Source organism: Streptomyces yongxingensis (assembly GCF_055597465.1).
The window spans coordinates 4,312,765-4,337,082 of the sequence record NZ_CM145717.1; the positions used below are offsets into that span (position 1 = coordinate 4,312,765).

Sequence of the window (24,318 nt, forward strand, 5' to 3'; positions counted from 1 at the left end):
GGGGAAGGCCCTGGTCAGCCATGCCCACGGAGGCCCCGCATCGGACAGCCCGGTCACAGATGCGCGCTTACGGGGTACAGTGATAAATGCGCCCGTCGAGTATCGGCGGGTCGTTCCACGAATGCGGATGCCCGGTCGGTGGCCCGATCGGCTCCAAACCCGACCGCCCTCCGCGCGGCGCGCAGCACCTATGCGCACGGCAGGAGGGACCCGCTCGCGGCGTGAGCGCTCGAGCGAAGGCCGTGGTCCCGCGCCGAACCGGCCCTCCCCAAGGCCGGTGCACCCGGGCGCCGTGCGACCCCCTTCGCCGCCTCCCGCCGCGCTCACAGAAGAGGCAAGCATCCTGACCACCTTCCGAGAACTCGGGATCCTCCCCGAGACTGCCGAGGCCCTGGAAGCCGTCGGCATCACGTCCCCGTTCCCCATCCAGGAGATGACGCTTCCGGTCGCCCTCTCCGGCACCGACGTCATCGGCCAGGCCAAGACCGGCACCGGCAAGACGCTGGGCTTCGGCCTCCCCCTGCTGGAGCGCGTCGTCGTCCCCGCGGACGTCGAGGCCGGCCGGGCCAAGCCCGAGCTGCTGACCGACGCCCCGCAGGCGCTCGTGGTCGTCCCCACTCGCGAGCTGTGCCAGCAGGTGACCAACGACCTGCTGACCGCCGGTAAGGTCCGCGCCGTCCGCGTCCTGTCGATCTACGGCGGCCGCGCCTACGAACCGCAGGTAGAGGCCCTGAAGAAGGGTGTCGACGTGGTCGTCGGCACCCCGGGCCGACTGCTGGACCTGGCGGGCCAGAAGAAGCTGCGGCTCTCCGCCGTCAAGGCGCTCGTCCTGGACGAGGCCGACGAGATGCTCGACCTGGGCTTCCTGCCCGACGTCGAGAAGATCATCAACATGCTCCCGGCCAAGCGCCAGACCATGCTGTTCTCGGCGACCATGCCGGGCGCCGTCATCGGTCTCGCCCGGCGCTATATGTCGCAGCCCACGCACATCCGCGCCACCGCGCCGGACGACGAGGGCCAGACCGTCGCCAACACCACCCAGCATGTCTTCCGGGCCCACTCGATGGACAAGCCCGAGTTGGTCTCGCGCATCCTGCAGGCGGAGGGCCGCGGCCTCGCGATGATCTTCTGCCGTACGAAGCGCACGGCCGCCGACATCGCCGATCAGCTCTCGCGCCGCGGGTTCGCCTCCGGCGCGGTCCACGGCGACCTCGGTCAGGGGGCGCGCGAGCAGGCGCTGCGCGCCTTCCGCAACGGCAAGGTCGACGTGCTGGTGTGCACCGACGTCGCCGCGCGCGGCATCGACGTCGAGGGCGTCACGCATGTGATCAACTACCAGTCGCCCGAGGACGAGAAGACCTATCTGCACCGCATCGGCCGTACGGGTCGCGCGGGCGCCTCGGGCATCGCGATCACGCTCGTCGACTGGGACGACATCCCGCGCTGGCAGCTGATCAACAAGGCGCTGGACCTGCCGTTCAACGACCCGGAGGAGACGTACTCCACCTCCGAGCACCTCTACGAGCTGCTGAGCATCCCCCAGGGCATCACCGGTGTGCTCCCGCGTGCCGAGCGCACCCGGGCCGGGCTCGCCGCCGAGGAGGTCGAGGACCTGGGCGAGACCGGCGGCCGTGGAGGCCGCCACGGCCGGGCCGCCGCCCCGGCCGTGGCGGAGGAGCGCCCCGCGCGCAGCCGCCGGGTCCGGCGCCGTACCCGTGGTGGTGTGACCCTGGACGGCGCGGGCACTCCGGAGAGCGCGGAGGCGGCCGAGTCCGCCGCCGACACCGCCGAGGGTGCCACCGAACCCCGCCGGCCCCGCCGACGCCGCCGTACGCGCGGCGGTATGGCGACGACCGGCTCCGAGGCGGCCACGGCCGCCGTCGACACGGCGGAGGCGGCCCAGCCGGAGGCGGAGCCCGCCGAGGCCGCCGCCAAGCCGCGCCGCCGCCGCACGCGGGGCGCGAGGGCCGCCGAGGCGGCCACAGCGGCTGTCGAGACGGCTGAGAGCGCCGAGGGCGCTACGGAGGAGTCCACGCACGCCGCCGAGGCCGCGGAAGCGGCGGTGACGACGGCGGAGGCACAGGAGGCCGTGGAAGCCCCCGCCAAGGCGCGCCGCCGGACCCGTAAGGCCACCGAGGCGGCGGAAGCCGCCGTCGAAACGGCCGAAAGCACCACCGAGGCGACCAAGCCACGGCGACGCACCCGTAAGGCTGCCGAGACGGCCGAGACCGCCGTCACCGCCGTCGAAGCGGCCGAGGGCACGACGGAGCCGGTGAACGCCGCCGAGACCGCCGAGGCCCCCGCCAAGCCGCGCCGCCGCACCCGTAAGGCCACCGAGACGGCCGAAGCCGCCGTCGAGACGGCCGAAGGGACGACGGAGGAGGCCAAGCCCCGGCGTCGCACTCGCGCCGCCGCCAAGGCCGACACCGTCGACGCGCAGCCGGAGGCGGAGGCCGCCGAGGCTCCCGCTAAGCCGCGGAGCACCCGCGCCAAGGCGACGAAGGCCGCGGAGGCCGCTGTCACGACCGCCGAAGGCACCACCGAGGCCGCCGACGGCGACGAAGCCGCCAAGCCGCGGCGCCGTACGCGCGCCAAGGCCGCCACGGCGGCACCGGCGGCGGACGAGGCCGAGGCCGCGCCCGCCAAGCCCCGGCGCCGTACGGGTACCAAGGCGGCCGAGGCCGTCGAGGCCACGGTCGAGGGCTGACGCAGCAGCACGAAGGCAGCACGCCACAGCGACAACACGCCCAGGGGCCCGTTCCGCGACACCGCGGTACGGGCCCCTGGGCGTTCATGTGCCGTTTCCCGCGCGCTGTATAGCCTCGTCCCATGAGCAGGCCGCCCTTTCTCACACTGCCCGCGAGCGCCCGCGCGTACCGCCTCCGGACCGCGCGCGGCGAGTTCGCCGTCCATGACGCGCGGCCCGCTTCGGCGGCGCGCGGGACCGTCCTGCTGGTCCCGGGGTTCACCGGGAGCAAGGAGGACTTCATCGCGCTGCTGGAGCCGCTCGCCGCGGCCGGATTCCGGGCCGTCGCCGTCGACGGCCGGGGGCAGCACGAGAGCCCTGGCCCCCGTAAGGAGGCCGCGTACGCCCAGGACGAGCTGGCGCAGGACCTGCTCGCGCAGGTCACCGCCCTGAGCGCGGCGACCGAGGACCCCGTCCATGTGCTCGGGCATTCGCTCGGCGGGCTGATCGCGCGGGCCGCCGCACTGCGCGACCCGGGGGCCTTCGCCTCGATGACGATCATGAGTTCCGGCCCGGCGGCCATCTCCGCCCCGCAGCGCGCCCGGATCAAGCTGCTGATCGACGCGCTGACCGTGATGGACATGGAGTCCGTATGGCAGGCGATGCGCGAGCTGGATCCGCCCGAGGCGGCCGATGCGTCGACGCCGCCCGGGGTGGCGGAGTTCCTGCACCAGCGCTGGCTCGGGACCGTACCGGAGCAGCTGATCGTCACCGGGCGGCAGCTGTCCGACGAGCCGGACCGGGTCGATGAGCTGGCGGCGCTGCGGCTGCGCGTCCATGTGCTGTCGGGCGAGGCGGACTACGCCTGGCCGGTGCCGCTGATGGACGAGATGGCCGGACGGCTGGCCGCCCGCCGGACCGTGATCGAGGGCGCCGGGCACTCCCCCAACGCCGAGCGGGCCCATCCCACCGCCGACGCCCTGATCTCCTTCTGGCGCGACGTCGGCTGAGCCCGAGGCCCCCCTAAACGAAACCCCGCGGGCTCAGTACTGGGCCTGCAGATGCTCCCAGAAGCCGTCCCGCAGGGCCCGCCGCAGATCGGCGTGGGCGCGCAGCGAGAGCCGCAGCAGCCCCTCCGCGTCGATCAGCAGCTCCTGGTCCACGGAGCCGGGCAGATACGGATGGCCGGGCAGCAGCTCGGCGAGGGTCTCACGGCCGCGTGAGGACAGCCACTGGGCGGCGATCTGCGCCCCGACGAAGCGCACCTCGTCCCGGGTCGGGGCGGGCCCGCACAGGGGCGCGTCGCCGTTCGGCTCGTAGCCGGTGGCCCGCCGGGTGACGTACGGCTTGCAGAAGTCGAGGTCGAAGGTGCGCTGGCTGTCGACCTCCCACAGCAGCGGCTCGGCCTGGTTGCGCCCGTCGAGGGCCTCGATGCCCCAGAGGTGGACGCGTGCCCCGTAGCCCTGGGCCGCCTCGACGGCGGAGACCAGGTCCTCGTCGCCGCCGATCAGCACGGCGTCGCCGATGGCGCGGTGGCGGGCGAGGGACTCCAGGTCGGAGCGGATGAGCGAGTCGACGCCCTTCTGCTGGTTGTTGGCGTTGAGGTTGCCGAGCCGGACCTTGACGTCGGGCAGCTCCGCGATGCCCTGCTGCTCCGGGGTGTGGATCCGGCGCCGGGCGCCGTCGAACCAGTAGACGCGCAGCAGCCTGCTGTCCGGGAAGATCGTGCGCGCCTTGTCGATGAACGCCTCGATGAGCCCCTCGGCGTCCAGCTCGAACGCCCGGCGGTCCTCCGTGCCCGCGACCAGGCGCCCGGCCGCCGCGTAGACGTACCCCGCGTCCACGAAGATCGCGTGGGTCGAGGGCGTGGTCGCGACCTCGGCGAGTACGCGCTGCAGCAGCTCGTTCGTGCGCTCGATGCCCGCGACGATCGAGGCGAGGTCTGGTTGGCCCGGAGGCATGACGTCACTCATACGCGGTTCATTCTCCGGGCGGCTCTGTGAGGGGCACAACCGGACCCTGCCCCGGCTACCAGCGGATACTTAGGCTGCGAAAAAATTTTATTAGCGTAGGGAATGTTTTCGGGGGACCCTCTGGTTGAACACGTACAGGAGGGCGCGGCAGCGACGCTGCGCGACTCCGTACACATCAGTTCTCCTTCAGGAGGATCAGACGAAGGGAGAAGCCTTGCGCTTCGAGATCATGCGCCTTGACGACATCGATGGCAGCGCCATCGAGAGCACCGTCGTGGACGCCGCCTCCGTCAACCGGATCGTGCAGCAGGCCGCCGCAATCGGCCAGCGCATCTACATCCGTCCAGCCGACACCGCCGCCCGGTAGTGCCGTAAGGCCCTCCCAGCAGCACAGAGCGTCGAGCGCCCCCGTACCGTCGGTACGGGGGCGCTCGTGGGTGTCAGGCGGTGTGGGCCACCTGGATGACACCGTTGATGATCTGCTGCACCGCGATGGCGGAGAGCATCATGCCGGACAGCCGGGTGACCAGCACCACTCCCCCTTCCTTGATCACGCGGATGATCAGCAGCGAGTAGCGCATGGTGACCCACAGCACGACATGCATGGCCGCGATCGCGGTCCACACCGCCACCTGATCGCCGATCCCGCGCGCGTGCTGGACGGCCAGGATCACCGAGACGATCGCTCCCGGCCCGGCCAGCAGCGGCATGCCGAGCGGCACGAGCGCGACATTGACGTCCTTGGTCTGGGTCGGCTCGTCGTTCTTACCGGTGAGCAGATCGAGCGCGATCAGCAGGAGCAGCAGCCCGCCCGCGATCATCAGCGCGGGGACCGAGACATGCAGATAGTCGAGGATCTGCTGACCCCCGATGCCGAAGACGGCGATGACGCCGAAGGCGACGGCCGCCGCCTGGCCCGCCATCCTGCGCTGGACCTTGGCGGGGCGGCCCGAGGTCAGCGCGAGGAAGATGGGCGTGATGCCCGGCGGGTCCATGATCACGAACAGGGTGAGGAAGAGGGAGCCGAAGACGGCGACGTCGAACACGGTGAATGGCCTTGCGGGAACGAGCAGCGGTGCGGTGCTGATGCGGTACGGGAAACGGAGGGAAGGCGGAGCAGAGGAAGAAGCGGGGGCTCAGCCGCCCGCGCCCGGCACCGGGAAGGCCCCGGTCGCCCGGCGCACGATCTCCCCGTAGATCTCGGGATCGGTCGTGTACTCGCCGAGCCGACAGGTCTTACGGCTGCCGTGATAGTCGCTGGAGCCGGTGGTGAGCAGGCCGAGCTCGGCGGCGAGACCGCGCAGCCGCGCACGGGTGTCCTCGGCGTGGTCCATATGGTCGACCTCCATACCGTCGAGGCCCGCCGCCGCCAGCTCGCCGATCGCGCTCTCCGGGACGCACTGGCCGCGCTTGACGGCCAGCGGATGCGCGAAGACCGCGACCCCGCCGGCGCCCTTGACCAGCCGGATCGCCTCGAAGGGGTCCAGTTCGTGCTTCTCCACATGCGCCCGGCCGCCGTCGGCCAGCCAGTCCTGGGTGAAGGCGTCCGAGACGGTCTCCACGACGCCCAGCTCGACCAGCGCGGTGGCGATGTGCGGCCGTCCGACGGCCCCGTCCCCGGCGATCTCCGCCACCCGCTCCCAGGTGATCGGCACGTCCAGCTCGCGCAGCTTCGCGACCATCGCCCGGGCCCGGGGCACCCGGTCGTCGCGCACCAGCTCGCGCTCACGCGCCAGCTCGGGCTCGGCCGGGTCGAAGAGGTACGCCAGCATGTGCAGGCTGACCCCGTTCAGACGGCAGGACAGCTCGGCGCCGGTGACCAGCGTCAGCCCGGAGGGCAGCGCCTTCGTCGCCTCCGCGTAGCCGCCGACGGTGTCGTGGTCGGTGAGCGCGACGACGTCCAGACCCTGGGCGGCGGCGTTCCGTACCAGCTCGGCGGGGGTGTCCGTACCGTCCGACGCAGTGGAGTGGGTGTGCAGATCGATGCGCACGGCACGGACTCCAAGCTGCGTTCGGGATGGACCGAGGGGACGCCCCAGCATAACCACGCCCGGACCTGCCCGGGTCGGCGGGCCCTGACCTGTGCATGACCCATCGGCCGGAGGCGGAAGCAGGCCGCGAAAGGACTCAGGGCGAGAGCAGCCTCGGGGAGAGCGCCCCGCAGGGCACCAGGTCGACCTCCGCCCCCGCGTCCCGCAGATCGGTGAGCACCATCTCGTCGTACATCAGCAGCCCGGTCTGCTCGGGCCAGACGACCGCCCACAGCCACAGCCCGCACGCCTCGCCCGCGAAGACCGCGCGGTCGTCCGGGGTGCCCTCGACATGCCACAGCGGGGTGGGCCGCCCGGCGGCCAGCACCTTGACGTGCGGCGGCTTGTCCACCCGCATCCCCGGGCCCGGATCGGGCCCCGGGAGGCCCGCGAAACGCGCGCCGAGGCCGACGCCCAGCTCCTCGGCGATCAGCAGCAGCTCACCCGGGCCGCCCAGCGGTCCGGGGCCGGAGCAGGCCACGGCGGTGGCGCGGCCGCCGCTGCGGTCGTCCCCGGCGCAGGCCACACCGGTGAACAGCCAGCCCACGGGCAGCGGCCACGGCATCCATACGGGCACCCGGGCGCGGTTGGTGACGACCACGAGTGCTTCGACGCTCGGCGGGACGACCGGCTGGAGGGGGTGCACCGTGCCGTGCACGCCGCACTGCCAGGAGTCGGCGAAGAGACCGGGCGCTCGCACCCGGCCACCGCACTTCGGGCAACTGGGTTCGCCCCTCATAGGGCCCCACGGTCCTCCCCGGTCGTCGCCGCGTCAAGGACGATCACCCGTCCGGAGGTCACGGGCCGCACCAGTTCCCGTCCGGCCCCGCCGCGGTTCCCGTCCGGCCCCGCTCGGGGGGCACCGCGGCCCTTTCGTACGGATCTCAGCCCGACAACGGCACCCCGGGCCGCACCGGGTCGCGCAGATCCGTGCCGTACCGCAGCCAGCGGTCCTGGAGGGCGCCGGCGCCGTGCACCCGCTTCCACGCCGCCTCGTTCGTGGTCATCGGCAGCATCGGCAGGAAGCGCACCGGCTCCATGGGCTCCAGCAGCTCCAAGTCCTCGACCAGGCCGCCCGGTTCGGCGACCAGGACGGAGGTGAAGGGCGCCCCCGGCCACAGCGGCCCGCCGAGGTCCAGCGACGCGCCGGGGGTCACCACGACCCCCTCGACCTGGGGCGAGGCGGCCAGCACGGCGAGCGGGCGGAGCACCTCGTCGAGGACGGCGAGGTCGGGGCCGGAACCGCCCGTCCTTACGGTCAGCACCAACTCGGCGCGCGGCCCGCGCAGCGGGTCGGCGACGGCGGCGGTCGGGCTGGTCATCGGGTGGTCCGACATGCCGAGGGTGGCGTAGCGGATCACATCGCTCTCATCGCGGAATCGCAGCACCTCGATGCGGTCCGTACCGACGAAGGTGACGGCGGCGCGGGCGTCCGGCTCGCCCAGCGCGGTGATCAACCGGGCCTCGACCAGCTGAAGAACGTCTGACATGCGGTGAGCATAGATCGCGTATCGAACAGGCAAAGCGGCGACGTAACGGTTCTGCCGACTGATAGCCTTAATCTCTGCCCAGGGAGTTACAGATCGTCCCTCACGGGGGACCGGCCGGAGGAGGTGGGGCTGCGGTGGATCCTAGTCGACCGTGCAGTACCGACAGTTCTCCCGTCGTTTCCCCTTGGTATGCGACTTCATGATCTGAGCCTTCCGTACCCCGCCGCTGGGCGGTGAAACACGCGAAGCCCACTCGCATCCAGGGCATCTGACGGTAGAGCGCCTTCGTACCGCTTTGTTCAGTTCCGAAGAACCTTCCGTCAGCGCCATCGCACGGAGCGCCGCCCGCTTTGCGGACGTACGGGCACCGGATGTCGTACGTCCACCTTCCGGGCGCCGCGCTGCGCCGCGCGCCCGCCGCTGACGGCCGGCCTGTGAAGGAGCCCGTCATGTCGATGATCCGTGACCTGCGCGCAGCCGTTCGCCCCGCCCTGCGCCGTTCCCGTACCGCGAGCGACTACGACGCGACGCGTGACCCGTCGGTCACCAGCGCCGTGGTCGACTGCGGGGTCTACCGCGACGGCAAGCGGGTCAGCGAACACGTGAGCCCGGCGCAGGCCATGGAGCGGGTCCGCGAGGAGGGCGGGTTCGCCTGGATCGGGCTGCACGAGCCGACCGAGCGCGAGTTCGCGGGGATCGCCCAGGAGTTCGGGCTGCACCCGCTGGCGGTCGAGGACGCGGTGCAGGCGCACCAGCGGCCCAAGCTGGAGCGGTACGACGACACCCTCTTCACCGTCTTCAAGACCATCCACTACGTGGAACACGCCGAACTCACCTCGACCAGCGAGGTCGTGGAGACCGGTGAGGTGATGTGCTTCACCGGCCGGAACTTCATCGTGACCGTCCGGCACGGCGGCCAGGGCTCGCTGCGCGCCCTGCGCCACCGGCTCCAGCAGGACCCGGAGCTGCTCGCCAAGGGCCCCTCGGCGGTGCTGCACGCCATCGCCGACCAGGTGGTCGACGGCTATCTCGCGGTCGCCGACGCGGTCCAGGACGACATCGACGAGGTCGAGATCGACGTCTTCTCGGCCGCGACCTCCCGGCGGGGCGGCGACGCGGGCCGGATCTACCAGCTCAAGCGCGAGGTCCTGGAGTTCAAGCGGGCCGTCTCACCGCTGCTGCGGCCGATGCAGCTGCTGAGCGAGCGTCCGATGCGGCTGGTGGACCCGGACATCCAGAAGTACTTCCGGGATGTCGCGGACCATCTGGCGCGGGTCAGCGAGCAGGTGCTGGCCTTCGACGACCTGCTGAACTCGATCCTCCAGGCCAATCTGGCGCAGGCCACGGTCGCGCAGAACGAGGACATGCGGAAGATCACGTCCTGGGCGGCGATCTTCGCCGTGCCGACGATGATCGCGGGGATCTACGGCATGAACTTCGACTACATGCCGGAGCTGCGCTGGAAGTTCGGCTACCCGACCGTGCTCGTGGTCACGGTGGGCATCTGCTTCGCGATCCACCGCGGCTTCAAGCGCAACGGCTGGCTGTAGGGCCGGACCGCGGGCGGACGGGCCTCGTCAGCCGGCGTCGTTTGACGCACCTCGTCAGCCGGGTTCGTTCGACGCGCCCTTCCCGTCCGCGATGATGACCAGCGCGAGCCCGCCGAGGATCACCGCGAGCGCCGGGTAGGCGGCCACGGGCGGCATCTGGCCCAGCCACAGGGCCGCGATCAGGGCCGCCCCCGGCGTCTCCAGCAGGATCGCGGTCGAGGTGACGGACGGGCCGAGGCCCTTGACCACCCGGTTGATGAGGGTGTGCCCCAGCAATTGCGCGGTGACCGTCAGCGCGGCCAGCCGCAGCCAGGTGGTGCCGCTGTAGCCGCCGAGCTCCGCGCCCGCCATCAGGCAGGTCAGCAGCAGGAGCACGCTGGTGGTGGTGTAGCAGACGTAGGCGTACGCGGTGGTGCTCACCGAGCGGCGCACCTCCGCCCCGAGCAGCACGTACCCGGCCGCCGCCATCCCGCCCAGCAGCGCGAGCGCGTCGCCCAGCAGGGCGCGCGGCGAGGCGGACAGGTCGACCCCGGTGAGGATCACCACACCGAGGATCGCCAGCCCCGTGCCCAGCCAGGCGAGCGTGGGCGGGCGGTGGCCGCGCAGCCGCAGCAGCAGCGCCGTCCAGATGGGGGTCGTGGTCACCAGCGCGGTCGAGGAGGCCACGGAGGTCATGTGGAGGCTCGGCAGCCAGGCCCCGAAGTGCACCGCGAGCAGCGCCCCCGCCCCGGCCGACAGCAGCGCCGTCCGGCGGCCCATCCCGCGCAGCTCGCCGCGGTGGCGCCACAGGGCGAGCGGGGTGAGCGCGCCCACCGCCATGGCGTTGCGCCAGAAGGCGATGGCGAGCGCGGGCGCCACCGTCGCGGCGGCCAGCGGCGCGGAGAGCGAGACCCCGGCGATGGCGACCGTAAGGAGCGCGATGTCCACGGGACGGCTGTGGAAGCGGCCACCGTCACCGGGTGCGGTGGAGGTGGCCGTGGCGGCTGAGGCGCGGGCGGCACGGGCGGTGGGCACGCGGCCAGGGTAAGGCGCGTTGCCCTACGACGGAACTGACATTTCACGGGCTGGGACGGGAGTGGGACTGGCCTAGGCTGTCGGCATGACGCAGACGCCGATGGACCGTGCCCTTGTCGAGGAGGCGGCCAAGAAGTCCGCCCTCATCTGGGTCCAGGGCACCGAGGGTGCCCCGCGCGCCCTGTGGCACGTCTGGCACGAGGGCGCGGTCTGCCTCGTCGGGGACGGGCCCGACGAGCAGCCCCTCAAGGACCTCGGACTGGCCGACGGCGGCGGCGCCACCGTGACCGTGCGCAGCAAGGACAAGGGCGGGCGCCTGGTGAGCTGGCCCGCGCGGGTGGTCGAGCTGACCCCGGGCGGCGAGGCGTGGACCGCGGCGGTCGACGAGCTCAAGGGCAAGCGGCTGAACGCGGCGGACGCCGACCACATCGCCGAGCGCTGGGCGCGCGAGTGCCGGGTGCTGCGGCTGGAGCCCGCGCCCGGGGCGCTCGCCGAACACCCCACCGGATCCCTGGCGGCGGCTCCTCTGCCGTCCCCCGCGACCACCCGCCGCCCGATCCCGGCGGCGCTCCCCAAGCTGCTGGCCCGCCGCAAGAAGCGGGCGCGTGACGCCCGTAAGGACGCGTCCTAGCCGGTCGGCGACCGCAAAAGGACGCGCCCTGGCTTTCCGGCGACCGTAAGGACACGTCCTCTCCGGCGACCGCAAGGACACGTCCTTTCCGGCGACCGTGAGGACGCGTCCTTGGAGCCTTACCGGCGCACCCGCGCCTACGGCGTCTCCGGGATCTGCTGCCCGTAGTCGAGCACATGGCCCTTCTCCGGGGCGGTGAGCTTGAAGCCCTTGTTCCAGTCCGCGAGCCGGATCACCCCCGCGCCGCCCGCCCGCTGCAGCCGCAGCGGATACGGCCGACCCTCCAGGGAGACGTCGAGCGAGCCGCCCTCACCGGCCTTACCGGCGCTGATGGTGATCGTCCGCACGCCGTCCACCTGCCCGCGGTCGCCCGTGGCGATCTTGCCGTGCAGTCCGAGCAACCCGTCGAGCAGCAGCTTCATATCGGTGAAACCGCTGAGCCGCTGGTAGGAGGGGTCGCCGGAGGGGACCTTCACATACTTGTTGTCCAGCTTGCCCGCCGCGTCGCCCGCGCCGCCGCCGTCACTCTCGCCGTCGTGCGACCAGAAGCCCGCGTCGGCCTTGAGGTAGAGCTCCTTGCCGACGCGCAGCAACTCGAAGCTGGAGCCCTTGGTGGAGACCTGGCCCGTGCCGCCGTCGGCGTTGAGCCGCATGTTCAGCTTGTAGGTGGCTCCCCTGGTGACGAGATTGCCGGAGAGCCGCACCGCATTCGCGCTGCCGGCCGCCTGACGGGCCTTGCTCTCGATCTTCGTGGCGGGGAGCTTTCCCACGCCGTTCGTCCCCGCGTCGGGGTCCTTCTCCCCGCCGCCGCCACACGCGGCGAGCGTGGCGGCCAACCCCGCGCACATCGCCGCAACGACCGCCCTGTTCCGGGTGCGCACGTCCGCTCTGCCTCCTGATGCCGGTGCAGTAGGGCAGCGTACCGGTGCCGTCCCGCCGTGTCCGCAGGGTGCCGTGGCACCCTCGCCCGGCGGCAGGGCAGGTGCGGGCACGTTAGCCTGAACCCGGTGAAGAGCGGATTATTGCCTTGAACGGCCACGAAGCCTGACAAGGTAGCCCCAGATACGAGGGGAGGCAGGGCATGCCGGCAGGCGCCCCCCGGGTCTTCGTCTCGCATCTCGCGGGCGTCGCCGTCTTCGACCCGAACGGCGACCAGGTGGGGCGGGTGCGCGATGTCGTGGCGATGCTGCGGCTGGCCGGCCGCCCGCCGCGGGTGCTCGGCCTGGTGGTCGAGGTGGTCGGCCGCCGCCGGATCTTCCTGCCCATGACCCGGGTGACCGGTGTGGAGTCCGGCCAGGTCATCACCACGGGCGTGCTCAACATGCGCCGCTTCGAACAGCGCCCCACCGAGACCCTCGTCCTCGGCGAACTGCTCGACCGCACGGTGCGGCTGGTCGAGACCGGCGACCCGGTGACGGTCCTGGACGTGTCGATGAGCCAGCTTCCCGCCCGCCGGGACTGGGAGGTCGACAAGGTCTTCGTCCGCCGCGGCAGGACCCGCGCGCTGCGCCGCCGCGGCGAGGCGCTGACCGTGGACTGGTCGGCGGTCACCGGCTTCTCGCTGGAGGAGCAGGGGCAGGGCGCGGAGAACCTGCTGGCCACTTTCGAGCAGTTGCGCCCCGCCGACCTGGCCAACGTGCTGCACCACCTGTCCGCCAAGCGCCGGGGCGAGGTGGCGGCCGCCCTGGACGACGAGCGGCTCGCGGACGTCCTGGAGGAGCTGCCCGACGACGACCAGGTGGAGATCCTCGGCAAGCTCAAGGAGGAGCGCGCGGCGGACGTCCTGGAGGCCATGGACCCCGATGACGCGGCCGATCTGCTCTCCGAGCTCCCCGAGCCCGACAAGGAGCGGCTGCTGGCCCTGATGCGCCCCCGGGACGCGGCGGACATGCGGCGGCTGATGTCGTACGAGGAGGGGTCGGCGGGCGGTCTGATGACGACCGAGCCGATCGTGCTGCGCCCGGACGCCACCGTCGCGGACGCGCTCGCCCGGGTGCGCGACCAGGATCTGACCCCCGCGCTCGCCGCCCAGGTCTACGTCTGCCGCCCGCCCGACCAGACGCCCACCGGCCGCTATCTGGGCATCATCCACTTCCAACGGCTGCTGCGCGACCCGCCGTTCACCCTCGTCGGCGCGGCCGTCGACAGCGATCTGCCGACGCTGCCGCCGGACACCCCGCTGCCCGTCGTCGCCGGCCATCTGGCCACCTACAACCTGCTGGCGGCGCCCGTCGTGGACGAGACCGGCTCGCTGCTCGGCGCGGTGACGGTCGACGACGTCCTGGACCATCTGCTGCCGTCCGACTGGCGGGAGCGCGAGCTGCACGCCGGGATGGCCCTGCCGGAGGCCGCCGATGGACGGTGAGCGCGGCCGTCTGGACCGGCCCAAGGAGCGGCGCCGCAGCCCGCTGCCGCGCTGGGACCCCGAGGCGTTCGGCAAGGCGTCGGAGCGGATCGCGCGCTTCCTGGGCACCGGGCGGTTCATCGCCTGGATGACGGTCTTCGTGGCCTTATGGCTGCTCTGGAACACCCTGGCGCCGCCGCGGCTGCGGTTCGACCCGTTCCCGTTCATCTTCCTGACGCTGATGCTCTCGCTCCAGGCGTCGTACTCCGCCCCGCTGATCCTGCTGGCCCAGTACCGGCAGGCCGACCGGGACCGGGTCAATCTCGAACAGGACCGCAAGCAGAACGAACGGTCCATCGCCGACACCGAGTTCCTCACCAGGGAGATCGCGGCGCTGCGCACGGGCCTGGGCGAGGTCGCCACCCGCGACTGGCTCCGCGACCAGCTGGCGGACCTGCGCCAGGGGCCGGACGGCGGCCGGAGCGCCCCGCGGCCGGGCGGCCCCGGCGAACCCCGGCCGAGTGAGGAACGCGACCGCTGACGGCCGTCCGCGCCCCGCCCCCGGCGCCGTACCATCTCCGTATGGCTACCGACACCCTCCCAGCGCCGAGCGAAGACGCGGTGCGCGCCGCGCTCGCGACGGTCAACGACCCGGAGATCCACAAGCCGATCACCGAACTCGGCATGGTCAAATCCGTCGAGATCGCGGCGGATGGCTCGGTCGCCGTGGTGGTCTACCTCACGGTCTCCGGCTGTCCGATGCGGGAGACGATCACCAGCAACGTGCGGACGGCGGTCGCCGAGGTCGAGGGGGTGACCGGAGTCACGGTCGACCTCGAGGTGATGAGCGACGAGCAGCGGCGTGAGCTGGCCGCCTCGCTGCGCGGCGGCCAGGCCGAGCGCGAGGTTCCCTTCGCCAAGCCCGGCTCGCTGACCCGGGTGTACGCGGTGGCCTCCGGCAAGGGCGGGGTCGGCAAGTCCTCGGTGACGGTCAACCTGGCCGCCGCGATGGCCGCGGACGGGCTGAAGGTCGGCGTGGTGGACGCCGACATCTACGGCCACTCGGTGCCGCGCATGCTGGGCGCCGACGGACGGCCCACCCAGGTCGAGAACATGATCATGCCGCCGTCGGCGAACGGTGTGAAGGTGATCTCGATCGGGATGTTCACCCCCGGGAACGCCCCGGTGGTCTGGCGCGGGCCGATGCTGCACCGCGCGCTCCAGCAGTTCCTGGCCGATGTCTACTGGGGCGACCTCGATGTGCTGCTGCTCGACCTCCCCCCGGGCACCGGCGACATCGCGATCTCCGTCGCCCAGTTGGTGCCCAACGCCGAGATCCTGGTGGTGACCACGCCGCAGCAGGCCGCCGCCGAGGTCGCCGAGCGGGCCGGCGCGATCGCCGTCCAGACCCATCAGAAGATCGTCGGCGTGGTGGAGAACATGTCCGGGCTGCCCTGCCCGCACTGCGACGAGATGGTCGACGTCTTCGGCACCGGCGGTGGCCAGGTGGTCGCCGACGGGCTCAGCCGGACCACCGGTACGACGGTGCCGGTGCTGGGCTCCATCCCGATCGACGTACGGCTGCGCGAGGGTGGCGACGAGGGCAAGCCGGTCGTGCTGACCGACCCCGACTCCCCGGCGGGCAGCGCGCTCAAGGCGATCGCGGGCAAGATCGGCGGCCGTCAGCGCGGCCTCGCGGGCATGTCGCTGGGCGTCACCCCGCGCAACAAGTTCTGAGCGAGCGCGCTCGGCCACGGCCCATGGCCGAGGGGCGGTTTCCCCGGGAAACCACCCCTCGGCCGGGTACGGCCCTACCCGTCGTAGCGGGCGATGTCCTTCACGACGGCGAAGCCCAGGCCGTAGGCGCTCATCCCGCGCCCGTACGCCCCGATGTGCACGTCCTCGTTCGCCGTACCGGCCAGCACCCAGCCGTACTCCGACTCGCGGTAGTGGAAGTCGGTCGGCACCCCGTCCACCGGGAGCGACAGCTGCGACCAGCTCTCGCCCTCCAGGTCGTCCGCCAGCTCCCAGGCGATCGCGGTCTGCTGGTCCAGCCAGTCCTGGCGCAGCGCCCGCTCCATCCGGGTCGGCCAGGTGCACGACAACAGACCGGAACCGGCCAGCCAGGCGGCCGAGGAGACCGAGGTGGCCTCCAGCTTGCCGGTGCCGTCGGCGCTGTCCCGCCCCGGGCGGCTGGCGACGGTCACGACCACCGTGAAGCGCTGCTGGTCCATATCGGTCTCGACCTTCAGGGACGGCTCCTCGCCATGGCCGGTCGAGCCGTACTCGACGATGCCGTCCGCGGCCGCACCCACCTGCAGCAGCCAGCGGGGGCCGGTGAACGCCTCGTCAAGCCCGTACCAGGGGAAGGCGGCCATCAGATAGCCGTCGACGCTCCGCCGGGCGTCGGCGGGCATCCCCTGCGCGGCCGCTGCCACCCCTCGTTCCCCTAGCCGACCCGTGGTCTCCATGTGCGCGCGGCCTCCTCGTGTGCCCTGCGTCGTGGGCGGCCCGCCCCCCTCGGGCGACCCTCACCCCGGACAAAGGGAGGATAGCCATACGGGTCAACCAGGCCGGGCATACGGGGGGATCAAGTGGCGTCGGAGTCGAAAGGCGGTCGCTCCTCGCGCCTCGGCTCCTCGCGCTTGCGCAGCAGGTCAGGCGTGCTGGAGTCGTCCTTGGACAGGGACAGCGGGGTGGTGCCGGAAGCCCCTGAAGAGCCCTGCTGCGGATCACTCTCCCGGCCGTGCACCGCGTCGGCGACCTCCGCCATCTCCTTGCGGAGGTCGAAGCCGTTCCGGATCTCCTTCAGGCCGAGCTCATCGGAGTCCAGCACGTGCTTGCGCACGAAGGTCTTGGGGTTGAGGTCCTCGAACTCGAAGTCCTTGAACTCCGGCCCCAGCTCGGAGCGGATGTCCTCCTTGGCGCTGTCGGAGAACTCCCGGATCTTCCGGATGAACTGCGTCACGTCCCGAATCACCTTCGGGAGCTTGTCCGGGCCGAAGACGAGCACCGCAAGGACAACGAGCGCGACAAGCTCGAGAGGTCCTATGTCCAACACCTTGCAGCTCCTCAAGACGTCTGGGCCCCGGCCTGGGCCACTCAATACCGTACCTGGCGGTGGGGGCGGCGCGGGAGACGGCCGGGCCAACAACGGGCGTCAGCCGCTGCTCGCCGAGCCCAGGGTCAGCTCCGCGGCGCGCTCCTTGCCGTCGCGCCTGACGGTGAGCTCGAGCCGGTCCCCGGGCCGGTGGCTGCGGATCTTCACGATCAGCTCCTGGCCGCTGTGCACCTGGACGCCGTCCACCTCCGTGATCACGTCACCGGGCTCGATCCCCGCCTTGTCGCCGGGGCCGCCCGCGGTGACCGGCGCGCCGCCGCCCGCACCCTTGGTGTTCACCCGGGCGCCGTCGCCCGTGTAGCCCATGTCGAGGGTGACGCCGATGACCGGATGGGTGGCCTTCCCGGTGTTGATCAGCTCCTCGGCGACCCGCTTGCCCTGGTTGATCGGGATGGCGAAGCCCAGGCCGATGCTGCCGCCCTGACCGCCGCCGAGGCCCGAGCCTTCGTCGGCGGCCCGGATCGCGCTGTTGATCCCGATGACCCGCGCCTTGCGGTCGACCAGGGGGCCGCCGGAGTTGCCCGGGTTGATCGGGGCGTCGGTCTGCAGCGCGTCGACATAGCTGACGTCGCTGCCGTCCTCCTTCTCGCCGCCCGCGGTGATGGGGCGCTCCTTGGCGCTGATGATCCCGGAGGTGACCGTGCCCGCCAGGTCGAAGGGGGCGCCGATGGCCACGACGGGATCGCCGACGCGCACGGAGTCGGAGTTGCCCAGCGGCAGCGGGGTGAGCCCGGAGACGCCGTCGACCTTGATCACCGCGAGGTCGTACCCGGTGTCGCGGCCGATCACCTCGGCCTTGGCGTCCTGGCCGCTGTTGAAGGTCACCGATATGTCGCCGTCCGTGCCGGCGGGCTGGACGACGTGGTTGTTGGTGAGGATGTGGCCCTGCTTGTCGAGGACGAAGCCCGTACCGGTGCCCTCCTCCGCGCTGCCGCGCACATGGATGGTCACCACGCCGGGCAGCGAGCTGGCGGCGATCCCGGCGACGCTGCCCGGGGACCTGGCCTCCTTCTCGACCGGTGCCTGCGGCAGCTTCACATCGACGCCCCCGGAGGCGCGGTCCCGCTCCGCGTAGGCGCCGATACCGCCGCCGAGGCACCCCGCGACCAGGGCGATCAGCAGCACGGCGATCCAGGCGCCGCGGCGGGAGACGGTCTTCCGCTCGCGCTCGGCGGGCGGCGGGACCACGGTCCAGGGGTCGTAGCCGCCCCACTGGGCGCTCTGGGCGGGCTGCGCCATGGGGGCGCCCTGGTGGCTCTGGTGAGGCTCTCCGGGGCCCGGGGGCAGCTGTGTGCCGTGCGGCGGGGTCATCCCGGGGTGCCGCGGCAGGGGCGGGGGCGCGCCCTGGCCCGGTACGGGCCCCGCGGCGGGCCCCACGGCCGTGCCGTGGGGCGGGGTCATCCCGGGCGCCTGGGGCGGCGTCTGGGCCATCCCGGGCGGGACATGCGTGCCCTGCGCTGGGGTCGCCACCGGATGCTGAACGGGCGGGGCCGGGGCCCAGGGCCCGGGGTCGCCGTAGGGCGGGGTGCTGTACGGGTCGGGCTCATGCAACGGCCGGGGCGCCCGCTCCTCGGGCCCCGGGCCCTCCGCAGGGGCGTCCACCGGCTCCGGCGCCACCTGCGCGGCGGCCGGCTCCGTACGCTCCTCGGCGCCCTCCGCCGCGTCGTTCGGCCGGTCGCCGGGTCGCGCGACGGCCGGGCGGCTCCACCACTTCGGCTTCGGCTCGGGCCCAGGTGCCTTGGCCATCGGCTCGTCCATGATCTCCCTTTTTCTAGGGCTCGGTTCGCCTCCGGGGCGCTTCAGCCTCCCCCAGCTACCGCTGGGAGGTGCCCCCTGCCGACGGTCGACCGTGCTCGGTCGCTCGTTCCTCGCTCCCTGCGCGCTCTCCCTTTCGACAGCGACGCGCCCCTTCTGCTCGCCCCCAGCTACCGCTGGGAGGTGCCCCCGGCCGGAAGACCCAAGCACCCGGGCCAGAGCATTGCACCGTCCCGGGCATACCTGGCCGCCTCCGGGTTGCGCTGCCCGGAGGCGATTCAATCAGGTCCGTCGGCGCTTGCGCAGGGCGGACGAAAAGACCTTGTCATGATCGGCAAAGACGCGGGCGACCGGAAACGGGGCGCCGCGATCGCCGTCGTACTGCTTCCGCGCTACTTCGGGGGCGCGCTGACCCCGAGGTACGGCGAGCCGGCCGACGCGGGGCCGGACGGGACCTCCAGCTGGGTCGGCCGGGGGGCCGGGGGCGTGGAGTTCGACGTCCGCAGCAGCTCCGTGACCGACAGAATCGGCTGTATCAGCGGATTCAGCGCCGCCCCGACGGGCTGGCGCAGGGACGGTGGGTACGGGGTGGCCGTCGGGGACGGGGCGCCCGTGCCGGCGTCCGTGGTGGCCAACAGACCCACCTCCTGGCGGGTGCGCTCCCGCACGCCCGCGTTCACGGCGGTGTCGGCGCCCACCGGGGAGACCGCGGTGTCGGCGCCGTCGGCCGAATTCCCCGGGGGGTCGACGGCCGCGTCCAGCGGCAGGGCAGCGCCGAGCGCGAAGGCCGCCAGCGAGACCGCTCCGGCCGCCGCGAAGGCGAACCTGCGGCGCGGGGCGGGGCGCTCGACCTCATGGATCCGGAAGCCGCGCTGACGCGAGGCACGGGCCGACGCCGCCGGTGCGATCGCGGTGCCCGGGGGCACCGCGGGCACGAAGGCGAACGCCCGCTCCCGTCTCTCCTCCGGCTCCCGGACATCGCGCAGCTCGCGCACGTCCCGCGACCCGCCGCGCAGATCGCGGGGGCCGAAGACGCCCGAGCCCCCGAAGGGGGAGCCACCCGTACCGTCCTCGCCGCCCGCGGCCGGCAGGCCCTGGAGACGGGCCAGAAAGCCCTCCGACGGTGCCGGGGGCGCCGTCTGGGCGAACACGTTTTTCAGCCGACGCTGAGCATCAGCCTCCGCCTTGCACTTGCAGCAGGTGGCGAGATGGGCGAGGACGCGCTCCCGCGCGTCATGCCCCAGCTCACCGTCGACCAGAGCCGCAAGGCGGTCGCCGAGATGCTGCTCGGCGGGGGACGGACCGCCTGATCGGGTCACGCGATTCCGACCTCCCCGCTCAGCCGGGGGGCCGTGACACGCGGCGCCACCGCGGCGACCTCATGCTGCTGCCCGGTCCGCGCCGCGGGGGCGCGGTGCTGCAGCGCCTTGCGCAGATGCGAGCGGCCGCGGTGGATGCGGCTGCGCACGGTGCCCAGCTTGACGCCCAGGGTGGCCGCGATCTCCTCGTACGACAGCCCCTCGATGTCACAGAGCACCACGGCGGCGCGGAACTCCGGGGCGAGGGTGTCCAGCGCCTGCTGCACATCCGCGTCGAAGTGGGTGTCGTTGAAGTGCTGCTGGGGAGAGGGCTCGCGGCTGGGGAGCCGCTCCGCCGCGTCCTCGCCGAGCGCGTCGAAGCGGATGCGCTGCCGGCGGCGGACCATGTCGAGGAAGAGATTGGTGGTGATGCGGTGCAGCCAGCCCTCGAAGGTGCCCGGGGTGTACGTCGACAGCGAGCGGAAGACGCGGACGAACACTTCCTGGGTGAGATCCTCGGCGTCGTGCTGGTTACCGGTGAGCCGATAGGCGAGGCGGTAGACCCGTGCGCTGTGAGTGCTGACGATCTCCTCCCAGGTGGGAGGCGTCCACGCCGCGTCCGCGTCCGTGGCGAAGGTCGCGGTGGTGGCGGACTCGGCGCGGGGCGCACCTCCCGTGCCCTTCGGGCTACGGGGGTGAGAACGGTCAGCGGTGTTGGTCACGGATTTCGGCTCGCCCGCTGACCTGCGAAAGCGCCTCAGCACTCTCCGGTCACCGGCCGCAGCCGCACCTCCCCTGTCGGCTCTGGTGGTGTCCAGTAGAGCCCCTACCATATCCACCTCGCCCGTTAGCTCCGGATAAGCATTTTTGACCTGCATTTGGTCGTGATCCATACGGTCCCCCCGGCTTCTACAACGCCTGGTCCCATCTGCGGGTTCCCGTGCGCAGCGGATACAGTCACCGTTGCGCCAACTACGGGGACAGGAGAGGGTCATTACCGGCAACCGGCAGACGAGCTGGGCGTTCGCCGACGCGTTCGTCGCCGAGGACGAAGCCCTTCACTGGGCCCGCGACCGGGCCCGGGAAGCAGGGCTGCGCTCGGTGTCGGCGGGCACCGGCGCCGCGCTGCGGCTGCTCGCTGCCACCGCCGATGCCAAGGTCGTCGCCGAGATCGGCACCGGGACGGGCGTCTCCGGAATCCATCTGCTGCGCGGAATGCGCCCGGACGGCGTGCTGACCACCGTGGACACCGAACCGGAGATGCAGCAGTTCGCCCGGCAGGCGTTCCGCGCGGCCGGTTTCACCGGGAACCGGGCGCGCTTCATCCCCGGCCGCGCCCTCGACGTCCTGCCCCGGCTGGCCGACGGCGGATACGACCTGGTCTTCTGCGACGGCGACCGGCTGGAGTGCCTGGACTACCTCGCCGAATCGTTGCGGCTGCTGCGGCCCGGCGGGCTGGTCTGCTTCGAGGGGGTCTTCACCAACGGGCGGACCGTGGACTCCGCGGCCCAGCCCACGGAGGTGCTGCGGGTGCGCGAGCTGCTGCGGACCGTACGGGAGTCCACCGTGCTCCAGTCGTCCCTGCTGCCGGTCGGCGACGGCCTGCTCTGCGCGGTCAAGCGGGGCTGAATCTCACGGTCGGACGGGGCTGGATCCTGGCGGTCGGACGGGGCTGAAATCTCACGGTCGGGAACGGTCGGGAACGGTCGGAACAGTCGGGAGCGGCCGGGAACAACCGTCCTCCGCCTCCGGCGGAACCCCGTACAAGCGCTGCCCCGGCGGTCGGTACCTGACGTACCGGCCGCCGGGGCAGCGCGCGGGTGATGGTGGGCCGCAAGCCGTCAGCCGACAACCTTCTTCAGGGCATCGCCGAGGGCGTCGGCCTCGTCCGGTGTCAGCTCGACGACGAGCCGACCGCCGCCTTCGAGCGGAACGCGCATGACGATGCCCCGCCCCTCCTTGGTCACCTCGAGCGGGCCGTCGCCCGTCCGCGGCTTCATGGCCGCCATGCTCGTTCCCCTTCCTGAAACCAGCTCATCGCAGCCGACAACCCAGGTGTCACCGGCATCGAACACGTTGCTTCCCCGTCATTATCCCGCATGGCACGACCCGATGACCAACATCGGTCGGCAACGCCTGTGCGAGGCGCTCCCCCAAAACCACCCAATTCGGGGAGGGGATCGCGGTAGCGTACGCCCGCCGTCACCGAACGAAGGGTCGGCTCTTTGACGCAGGTCACATGTCGGTCAGTCATGATCTCCGGCATGCTGTGCGCTGACCGCCGCGGCGGACCCCTCCCGGGCCCGCCGGTGCGGCCGCAGCCCGAGCCGCCCACCCGCCTCGCCCCACCGCCGGAGGACCGCCATGGCCGACACCGTGCTCTACGACCTCACCGAGGGTCTCGCGACGATCACGCTGAATCGTCCCGACGCGATGAACGCCCTGAACACCGACACCAAGGAGGCGCTGCGCGACGCGCTGTTGGAGGCCGCGGAGAGCCCGGCGGCACGGGCCGTGCTGCTCACCGGCTCCGGGCCGCGCGCCTTCTGCGTCGGCCAGGACCTCAAGGAGCACATTGGCCTGCTGGCCGCCGACCGCGACGGCGGCGGCGAGGGCTCGACCATGAGCACGGTGGCGCTGCACTACAACCCGATCGTCACCGCGATCGCCGGGATGCCGAAGCCGGTGGTCGCCGCGGTCAACGGCGTCGCGGCGGGCGCCGGAGCGGGCTTCGCCTTCGCCGCCGACTACCGGATCGTCGCCGACACCGCCTCCTTCAACACCTCCTTCGCCGGGGTCGCGCTGACCGCCGACTCGGGCGTCTCCTGGACCCTTCAGCGGCTGATCGGCTACGGCCGGGCGGCGGATCTGCTGCTCTTCCCGCGCACCATCGACGCCCAGGAGGCGCTCGGCCTGGGCATCGCCCACCGGGTGGTCCCGGCCGACGAGCTGGCCTCCGAGGCGGCGGCGGTCGCCCGGCGGCTGGCCGAGGGCCCCACCGCGGCCTATGCGGCGATCAAGGAGTCCCTGGCCTTCGCCGCGGGCCACACCCTCACCGAGGCCCTGGCCATGGAGGACGAGCTGCAGCGCCGCGCGGGGGCCTCGGACGACCACGCCATCGCGGTGAACGCGTTCATGAACAAGGAGAAGCCGAGGTTCACCGGCCGCTGAGCGGACCGGCCCGACTGGCGGCCGCCGACCGCCGGCGGCCAGCCGGGGCGGCCGGGGCGCTCAGACCGCGTCGCGGACGTGGCAGTCGGCCAGATGGTCGTTGACCAGGCCGCATGCCTGCATCAGCGCGTAGGCCGTGGTGGGGCCGACGAAGCGGAAGCCGTGCTTCTTGAGCGCGCGGCTGAGGGCCGTGGACTCCGGGGTGATCGCGGGGACATCGGCGAAGGTCCGCGGGACCGGACGGCCGTCGGGCGCCGGGGCGTGGGACCAGATCAGCTCGCTCAGCTCACCGGGCGCCAGCGCCGCCGCGGCACGGGCGTTGGCGATCGTGGCGGCGATCTTGGCGCGGTTGCGGATGATGCCGGGGTCGGCGAGCAGCCGCTCCTCGTCGGCCTCGGTGAACTCCGCGACCTTCTTGATCGAGAAGTCGGCGAAGGCCGCCCGGAACCCCTCCCGGCGGCGCAGGATCGTCAGCCAGGACAGCCCGGACTGGAACGCCTCCAGGGAGATCCGCTCGTAGAGCGCGTCATCGCCGTGGACCGGACGGCCCCACTCCGTGTCGTGGTAGACGCGGTAGTCGGCCATGGACTCGCTCTCCAGGCCCCACGGACAGCGCGGCAGACCGTCCGGCCCCTCGACCACACCCTGCTCGCTCATGCGCCATGCCCTTCGTAACCGCGGCCCTCGAAGCCGTTTCCGTCGAAGCCGACCCCGTCGAAGCCCCTGCCCTCGAAGCCGCCGTCCTCGAAGCCGCGCCGCTCGGGGCCGGGGCCCTCGAGGCCGCTCGGCCCGAAGCCATGGTCGCTCTCCGGGACCGACAGCGGATCGGGGCCGGGCCCGGAGGGCGACAAGGGCTTCGGGCGCGGACCGGCGAGCGCCGCCTCCAACTCGGCGATCCGGGCGTCGCGCTCGGCGAGCTCGGCACCGAGGCGGCCCAGCACATCGTCGACGTCCGCCATCCGGTAGCCCCGCAGCGTCATGGGGAGCCGCAGCGACTCCACATCGGCGCGCGCCAGCGGCCGGTCGGCGGGCAGCGGATCGTCCAGCCGGTCCGGGGGCGCGTCGGTGAGCGGGCCGTCACCACCGCCGACGACGGCGAGCGTGACCCCGCCGACCACAACGACCAGCGCGATCAGCAAGAACAAGAACACGGTGATCGTCTCCCCGTCAGGTGCATGGTTGAGTCTGTGTCCGTCGGCCTCGATAACTGTCTGCCCCGATCGTGCCATGCCCCTCGGACAGTTATCGTCGCTGC

At 72.4% G+C, this 24,318-nt stretch carries 24 protein-coding genes and 1 pseudogene; 10 read left to right on the plus strand and 15 right to left on the minus strand.

What is annotated here, in order from left to right:
* Window positions 1–285: 285 nt before the first annotated feature.
* Together ACZ6TD_RS18060 and ACZ6TD_RS18065 are read left to right on the plus strand one after the other, a co-directional pair.
* Window positions 286–2,707, plus strand: a pseudogene (locus ACZ6TD_RS18060) (DEAD/DEAH box helicase); the annotation flags it as partial.
* A 122-nt stretch (window positions 2,708–2,829) separates the two neighbouring features.
* Complete coding sequence (locus ACZ6TD_RS18065; protein WP_471355177.1) at window positions 2,830–3,696, plus strand: alpha/beta fold hydrolase; 867 nt, start codon at window positions 2,830–2,832, stop codon at window positions 3,694–3,696.
* A 33-nt stretch (window positions 3,697–3,729) separates the two neighbouring features.
* Here ACZ6TD_RS18065 and ACZ6TD_RS18070 read toward each other — a convergent pair whose 3' ends face one another.
* Entirely contained in the window at window positions 3,730–4,659 is a 930-nt protein-coding gene (locus tag ACZ6TD_RS18070; protein WP_137979428.1) for an NYN domain-containing protein, read from the minus strand.
* 214 nt (window positions 4,660–4,873) lie between these two features.
* Between ACZ6TD_RS18070 and ACZ6TD_RS18075 the strand changes: the two genes are divergently transcribed.
* Window positions 4,874–5,026, plus strand: a complete 153-nt coding sequence (locus ACZ6TD_RS18075; protein WP_020868604.1) for a hypothetical protein — start codon at window positions 4,874–4,876, stop codon at window positions 5,024–5,026.
* Window positions 5,027–5,099: 73 nt separating this feature from the next.
* Here the strand turns inward: ACZ6TD_RS18075 and ACZ6TD_RS18080 are convergent, their stop codons facing one another.
* From ACZ6TD_RS18080 to ACZ6TD_RS18095, 4 genes are all read right to left on the minus strand, one after another.
* Window positions 5,100–5,705: a MarC family protein gene (locus ACZ6TD_RS18080; RefSeq protein WP_037952251.1), complete on the minus strand. Its 606-nt coding sequence runs from the start codon at window positions 5,703–5,705 to the stop codon at window positions 5,100–5,102.
* 90 nt (window positions 5,706–5,795) lie between these two features.
* Window positions 5,796–6,650 carry a PHP domain-containing protein gene (locus tag ACZ6TD_RS18085; RefSeq protein WP_471355180.1) on the minus strand — a complete coding sequence of 285 codons (855 nt, stop codon included), beginning with the start codon at window positions 6,648–6,650 and terminating at the stop codon, window positions 5,796–5,798.
* 136 nt (window positions 6,651–6,786) lie between these two features.
* Entirely contained in the window at window positions 6,787–7,428 is a 642-nt protein-coding gene (locus tag ACZ6TD_RS18090) for a DUF6758 family protein (protein WP_121824791.1), read from the minus strand.
* Between the two features lie 145 nt (window positions 7,429–7,573).
* Window positions 7,574–8,179: a suppressor of fused domain protein gene (locus ACZ6TD_RS18095; protein ID WP_471355182.1), complete on the minus strand. Its 606-nt coding sequence runs from the start codon at window positions 8,177–8,179 to the stop codon at window positions 7,574–7,576.
* Between the two features lie 449 nt (window positions 8,180–8,628).
* On the opposite strand from ACZ6TD_RS18095, the gene corA reads away from it, so the two are divergent.
* A complete protein-coding gene (gene corA, locus ACZ6TD_RS18100; RefSeq protein WP_471355184.1) occupies window positions 8,629–9,729 on the plus strand; it encodes a magnesium/cobalt transporter CorA in 1,101 nt (366 codons plus the stop codon).
* A 54-nt stretch (window positions 9,730–9,783) separates the two neighbouring features.
* On the opposite strand, the gene ACZ6TD_RS18105 is transcribed toward corA, so the two are convergent.
* Complete coding sequence (locus ACZ6TD_RS18105) at window positions 9,784–10,743, minus strand: DMT family transporter (RefSeq protein ID WP_471355186.1); 960 nt, start codon at window positions 10,741–10,743, stop codon at window positions 9,784–9,786.
* An 85-nt stretch (window positions 10,744–10,828) separates the two neighbouring features.
* On the opposite strand from ACZ6TD_RS18105, the gene ACZ6TD_RS18110 reads away from it, so the two are divergent.
* Window positions 10,829–11,374 (plus strand): hypothetical protein, encoded by a 546-nt coding sequence (locus ACZ6TD_RS18110; RefSeq protein WP_471355188.1) that lies wholly within the window; start codon window positions 10,829–10,831, stop codon window positions 11,372–11,374.
* A 137-nt stretch (window positions 11,375–11,511) separates the two neighbouring features.
* Here ACZ6TD_RS18110 and ACZ6TD_RS18115 read toward each other — a convergent pair whose 3' ends face one another.
* The gene (locus tag ACZ6TD_RS18115; RefSeq protein WP_471355189.1) at window positions 11,512–12,255 is read right to left on the minus strand and encodes a hypothetical protein; all 744 of its coding nucleotides are present in this window, start codon (window positions 12,253–12,255) and stop codon (window positions 11,512–11,514) included.
* A gap of 200 nt (window positions 12,256–12,455) precedes the next feature.
* On the opposite strand from ACZ6TD_RS18115, the gene ACZ6TD_RS18120 reads away from it, so the two are divergent.
* From ACZ6TD_RS18120 to ACZ6TD_RS18130, 3 genes are read left to right on the plus strand one after another with little or no spacing between them, the layout of a single operon-like run.
* Entirely contained in the window at window positions 12,456–13,739 is a 1,284-nt protein-coding gene (locus ACZ6TD_RS18120; RefSeq protein WP_471355191.1) for a magnesium transporter MgtE N-terminal domain-containing protein, read from the plus strand.
* Window positions 13,729–14,259 (plus strand): DUF1003 domain-containing protein, encoded by a 531-nt coding sequence (locus ACZ6TD_RS18125; RefSeq protein WP_471355193.1) that lies wholly within the window; start codon window positions 13,729–13,731, stop codon window positions 14,257–14,259. The genes ACZ6TD_RS18120 and ACZ6TD_RS18125 overlap by 11 nt, the downstream gene beginning before the upstream one ends.
* 41 nt (window positions 14,260–14,300) lie before the next feature.
* Window positions 14,301–15,455, plus strand: a complete 1,155-nt coding sequence (locus ACZ6TD_RS18130; protein ID WP_471355195.1) for an Mrp/NBP35 family ATP-binding protein — start codon at window positions 14,301–14,303, stop codon at window positions 15,453–15,455.
* 74 nt (window positions 15,456–15,529) lie between these two features.
* Here the strand turns inward: ACZ6TD_RS18130 and ACZ6TD_RS18135 are convergent, their stop codons facing one another.
* From ACZ6TD_RS18135 to sigE, 5 genes are all read right to left on the minus strand, one after another.
* Window positions 15,530–16,189 (minus strand): hypothetical protein, encoded by a 660-nt coding sequence (locus tag ACZ6TD_RS18135; protein WP_471355197.1) that lies wholly within the window; start codon window positions 16,187–16,189, stop codon window positions 15,530–15,532.
* A gap of 119 nt (window positions 16,190–16,308) precedes the next feature.
* On the minus strand, window positions 16,309–16,779 hold the full coding sequence (locus ACZ6TD_RS18140) for a sec-independent translocase (RefSeq protein ID WP_471355199.1): 471 nt from the start codon (window positions 16,777–16,779) through the stop codon (window positions 16,309–16,311).
* A 99-nt stretch (window positions 16,780–16,878) separates the two neighbouring features.
* Window positions 16,879–18,597, minus strand: coding sequence for a S1C family serine protease (locus ACZ6TD_RS18145; RefSeq protein WP_471355201.1), 1,719 nt, complete (start codon window positions 18,595–18,597; stop codon window positions 16,879–16,881).
* A gap of 389 nt (window positions 18,598–18,986) precedes the next feature.
* Window positions 18,987–19,913 carry an anti-sigma factor family protein gene (locus ACZ6TD_RS18150; protein ID WP_471355203.1) on the minus strand — a complete coding sequence of 309 codons (927 nt, stop codon included), beginning with the start codon at window positions 19,911–19,913 and terminating at the stop codon, window positions 18,987–18,989.
* Entirely contained in the window at window positions 19,910–20,725 is an 816-nt protein-coding gene (gene sigE, locus ACZ6TD_RS18155; protein ID WP_471355205.1) for an RNA polymerase sigma factor SigE, read from the minus strand. The genes ACZ6TD_RS18150 and sigE overlap by 4 nt, the downstream gene beginning before the upstream one ends.
* A 130-nt stretch (window positions 20,726–20,855) precedes the next feature.
* Here sigE and ACZ6TD_RS18160 point away from each other — a divergent pair, with 130 nt between their 5' ends.
* The gene (locus ACZ6TD_RS18160; protein WP_137979415.1) at window positions 20,856–21,521 is read left to right on the plus strand and encodes an O-methyltransferase; all 666 of its coding nucleotides are present in this window, start codon (window positions 20,856–20,858) and stop codon (window positions 21,519–21,521) included.
* Between the two features lie 212 nt (window positions 21,522–21,733).
* Here ACZ6TD_RS18160 and ACZ6TD_RS18165 read toward each other — a convergent pair whose 3' ends face one another.
* Window positions 21,734–21,901 carry a DUF3117 domain-containing protein gene (locus ACZ6TD_RS18165; RefSeq protein ID WP_003966491.1) on the minus strand — a complete coding sequence of 56 codons (168 nt, stop codon included), beginning with the start codon at window positions 21,899–21,901 and terminating at the stop codon, window positions 21,734–21,736.
* Window positions 21,902–22,256: 355 nt separating this feature from the next.
* On the opposite strand from ACZ6TD_RS18165, the gene chcB reads away from it, so the two are divergent.
* The gene (chcB, locus tag ACZ6TD_RS18170; RefSeq protein WP_471355207.1) at window positions 22,257–23,063 is read left to right on the plus strand and encodes a 2-cyclohexenylcarbonyl CoA isomerase; all 807 of its coding nucleotides are present in this window, start codon (window positions 22,257–22,259) and stop codon (window positions 23,061–23,063) included.
* Between the two features lie 60 nt (window positions 23,064–23,123).
* On the opposite strand, the gene ACZ6TD_RS18175 is transcribed toward chcB, so the two are convergent.
* Both ACZ6TD_RS18175 and ACZ6TD_RS18180 read right to left on the minus strand, forming a co-directional pair.
* Window positions 23,124–23,720, minus strand: coding sequence for a DNA-3-methyladenine glycosylase I (locus ACZ6TD_RS18175; protein ID WP_471355209.1), 597 nt, complete (start codon window positions 23,718–23,720; stop codon window positions 23,124–23,126).
* Window positions 23,717–24,214, minus strand: coding sequence for a DivIVA domain-containing protein (locus ACZ6TD_RS18180; RefSeq protein ID WP_471355211.1), 498 nt, complete (start codon window positions 24,212–24,214; stop codon window positions 23,717–23,719). The genes ACZ6TD_RS18175 and ACZ6TD_RS18180 overlap by 4 nt, the downstream gene beginning before the upstream one ends.
* Window positions 24,215–24,318 lie beyond the last annotated feature (104 nt).

Bases quoted from the DNA above. Each gene is read 5' to 3' on its own strand.
- ACZ6TD_RS18065 (WP_471355177.1), top strand. From the start codon at position 2,830: ATGAGCAGGCCGCCCTTTCTCACACTGCCCGCGAGCGCCCGCGCGTAC.
- ACZ6TD_RS18070 (WP_137979428.1), bottom strand. From the start codon at position 4,659: ATGAGTGACGTCATGCCTCCGGGCCAACCAGACCTCGCCTCGATCGTC.
- ACZ6TD_RS18090 (WP_121824791.1), bottom strand. From the start codon at position 7,428: ATGAGGGGCGAACCCAGTTGCCCGAAGTGCGGTGGCCGGGTGCGAGCG.
- ACZ6TD_RS18095 (WP_471355182.1), bottom strand. From the start codon at position 8,179: ATGTCAGACGTTCTTCAGCTGGTCGAGGCCCGGTTGATCACCGCGCTG.
- corA (WP_471355184.1), top strand. From the start codon at position 8,629: ATGTCGATGATCCGTGACCTGCGCGCAGCCGTTCGCCCCGCCCTGCGC.
- ACZ6TD_RS18110 (WP_471355188.1), top strand. From the start codon at position 10,829: ATGACGCAGACGCCGATGGACCGTGCCCTTGTCGAGGAGGCGGCCAAG.
- ACZ6TD_RS18120 (WP_471355191.1), top strand. From the start codon at position 12,456: ATGCCGGCAGGCGCCCCCCGGGTCTTCGTCTCGCATCTCGCGGGCGTC.
- ACZ6TD_RS18125 (WP_471355193.1), top strand. From the start codon at position 13,729: ATGGACGGTGAGCGCGGCCGTCTGGACCGGCCCAAGGAGCGGCGCCGC.
- ACZ6TD_RS18130 (WP_471355195.1), top strand. From the start codon at position 14,301: ATGGCTACCGACACCCTCCCAGCGCCGAGCGAAGACGCGGTGCGCGCC.
- ACZ6TD_RS18135 (WP_471355197.1), bottom strand. From the start codon at position 16,189: ATGGAGACCACGGGTCGGCTAGGGGAACGAGGGGTGGCAGCGGCCGCG.
- ACZ6TD_RS18145 (WP_471355201.1), bottom strand. From the start codon at position 18,597: ATGGACGAGCCGATGGCCAAGGCACCTGGGCCCGAGCCGAAGCCGAAG.
- sigE (WP_471355205.1), bottom strand. From the start codon at position 20,725: ATGGTAGGGGCTCTACTGGACACCACCAGAGCCGACAGGGGAGGTGCG.
- ACZ6TD_RS18165 (WP_003966491.1), bottom strand. From the start codon at position 21,901: ATGGCGGCCATGAAGCCGCGGACGGGCGACGGCCCGCTCGAGGTGACC.
- chcB (WP_471355207.1), top strand. From the start codon at position 22,257: ATGGCCGACACCGTGCTCTACGACCTCACCGAGGGTCTCGCGACGATC.
- ACZ6TD_RS18175 (WP_471355209.1), bottom strand. From the start codon at position 23,720: ATGAGCGAGCAGGGTGTGGTCGAGGGGCCGGACGGTCTGCCGCGCTGT.